This is a genomic window from Leisingera sp. F5 (assembly GCF_001593695.1).
Genome location: NZ_LUKH01000435.1, coordinates 1 through 2,466, shown reverse-complemented (window position 1 = coordinate 2,466; position 2,466 = coordinate 1). Strand labels below are relative to the sequence as shown.

Sequence of the window (2,466 nt, the reverse complement as noted above, 5' to 3'; positions counted from 1 at the left end):
TCCAGTCATAGGATTTGCAAGGGGCGAAAGGATACCGCGTGCAAGGCACTATCCTGGTCATCGACGGCGTCTCCACCAACCGCATCATGCTGAAGGTGCAGCTGGCGGCTGCCTATTACGATGTGGTCCAAGCCGGCAGCCTGGCTGAAGTGCTGCAGGCCGCCCGCCGCCACCGCCCTGATCTGGTGCTTTCCGCAATGTCGCTGCCCGATGGCTCCGCCGCGGATGTGAAACGCGAATTGGCCGGGGATGAGGCACTGGGCGATCTGCCGGTGATCGCGGTCTCCGACTGGGAAGGACCCAAAGCCCGGCTCGCCGCACTGGCCGCGGGCATCGACGATGTACTGCAGCAGCCGGTGGATGACGTGATCCTGCAGGCCCGCATCCGCAGCCTGCTGCGCGCCCGCAGCAGCACCGAAGAACTGAACCTGCAGCGCGATGCCTCAAACGGCTTCATCCTGCCGCTCAGCGACCGCACATGCGCCGAGGATCTGCGCAATGCCTCCGTTGCCCTGGTGGCGCAGGATCCCCGCACCGCTAGGGCCTGGCGCGACCGGCTTGCCGGCCGCCTGCCCTATGACCTGCGCACCCATTCCATCAGCGACATCCAAGGGCTGATGCAGGCGCCGGTGGCCGATGCCATCATCATCGAACTGACAGAGGCTTCGGCCGGCCCCGGCCTGCGCCTGCTGGCTGACCTGCGCGCCCGCGCTGCCACCCGCAAATCGGTGGTGATTGCCGTGCCCAACCCGGCGGATCCGCATATCGCCGCCGAGGCCTTGGACCGCGGCGCCCATGACGTGCTGCAATCCGGCTTTGATATTGAGGAACTGCAGCTGCGCCTCACCACCCAGCTGCAGCAGAAGGCCCGCAAGGACCGGCTGCGCGACAGCGTCCGCAACGGGTTGCGCGCAGCCGTGCTGGACCCGATGACAGGTCTTTACAACCGCCGCTATGCCAAGCCGTTCCTGGACCGGGTGGCCCATTCCGCCACCGCAACTGGCGAAAAGTTTGCCGTCATGCTGGCCGATCTCGATCATTTCAAGCGGATCAACGACCTTTATGGCCACCCAGCCGGCGACGCCGTGCTGATCGAGGCCGCCCGCCGGATGCAGGCGGTGCTGCGTCCGGCGGACCTGCTGGCCCGCGTCGGCGGCGAAGAATTCATGGCGGTGCTGCCCGGCGCCACCGAGGCCGAGGCAGGCCTGGCCGCCATCGCCCTGTGCAATGCGATCAACAGCACTCCGTTTCAGGTGCCCGGCGCCGCCGATCCGGTCAGGATCACCATCAGCATCGGCGCAGTCATGGGCGGCGGCGGCAATGAAGACAGCACCGCCGCGCTGGTCGAGAAAGCCGATCAGGCCCTCTACAACGCCAAGGATGCGGGCCGCAATCAGGTGACCTTGTCGCCGGAATGCACCCAAGCAGCCTGAGGTCCTCAGCCGATCCCGGAATTGGCAGCCGCCAGAGGCTGCCTTCTGTGGTTGGCACCTCGGGAAGCGACCCGCAGCTGCACGCCGCCGGCTTAATCCCGCCCGTTCTGCCGTTCATGCCAACGCCCGCCGCGCCGCTGCATCCGCTCTTCCATGCGGCTGGCAAAGGCCGCGCGCTCTTCCGCCGTCATCGCTTCCAGCTTGCGCACCCAGGCTTCCTGTACCTTAGTGTGAAAGGCACGGCGCGTCGCTGCCTGGATCTGCAGTATCGTCAGCAGCTCCTGCGCATCGAAGTCTGCGCTACGCAGCATTCCGATCACCGCCTCACCCTCTGCTTGGCGGCGCTTGTAATAGCTGCCATGAGCGCCGCCCGCTTCTTGCCGCAGCGCCTTGCGGGTGTCGCGGTCCAGCTCGCGGAAGATCATGGCCCCGACCGACGGCGGCCGCTGCCAGTGCCTGTCCTTGCCGCTGAACCGCCAGGCCGTTCCGGTCGCGATGCCGATCACCGCTAGGTTCAGCGCCAGCGACCCCGCCAGCAACAGTTTCAGCCACAGCTTCATTCCAGGCTTTTCCTCCGCACTCATTGCAGGTCCTCACTCAGCACCACCGCCATGTCGTAACTGTCATAGGGGACCGCGGTGCTGCTGTCCTCATACCCCGCCAGCGCCATCGGATCCGGCACAAAGGAGGGCGGCGCCACCCCGATCCACAACCCCGCCGCACTGGCCGCTGCCAGCCCGCCCAGCGCGGGCCAGCCGCCCAGCGCTTCGATCAGCTCCCGCCACAGCGGCTGCCGGGGCGCCTGCGCCGGCGCCGCAGCCTGAAAGCCCGCCTGCGCCCGCACTGCATCTGCCAGGATAGCCGCATTCAAACGGTCCGGCAGCGCCGGCGGCTCACTGCGCGCCACGGCAAACAGATCGTCCAGCTCCTGCAGTGCTTTATCCGTGTCAGCCATCATTATACCCCAACTCTTCGCGCCGCCCGGCCAATGCCGCGGCCAGCGCCCGTTTGCCCCGGGCGGTCAGACTTTCCA

At 67.1% G+C, this 2,466-nt stretch carries 3 protein-coding genes; 1 reads left to right on the top strand and 2 read right to left on the bottom strand.

The window, feature by feature from the left end; translation table 11 throughout:
• The first annotated feature begins 38 nt into the window (after nucleotides 1–38).
• The gene (locus tag A2I95_RS31495; RefSeq protein WP_291736151.1) at nucleotides 39–1,433 is read left to right on the top strand and encodes a diguanylate cyclase; all 1,395 of its coding nucleotides are present in this window, start codon (nucleotides 39–41) and stop codon (nucleotides 1,431–1,433) included.
• A 92-nt stretch (nucleotides 1,434–1,525) separates the two neighbouring features.
• Here A2I95_RS31495 and A2I95_RS31490 read toward each other — a convergent pair whose 3' ends face one another.
• Together A2I95_RS31490 and A2I95_RS31485 are read right to left on the bottom strand one after the other, a co-directional pair.
• The gene (locus A2I95_RS31490) at nucleotides 1,526–2,017 is read right to left on the bottom strand and encodes a periplasmic heavy metal sensor (protein WP_027259728.1); all 492 of its coding nucleotides are present in this window, start codon (nucleotides 2,015–2,017) and stop codon (nucleotides 1,526–1,528) included.
• Nucleotides 2,014–2,391, bottom strand: coding sequence for a hypothetical protein (locus tag A2I95_RS31485; RefSeq protein WP_291736149.1), 378 nt, complete (start codon nucleotides 2,389–2,391; stop codon nucleotides 2,014–2,016). The genes A2I95_RS31490 and A2I95_RS31485 overlap by 4 nt, the downstream gene beginning before the upstream one ends.
• Nucleotides 2,392–2,466 lie beyond the last annotated feature (75 nt).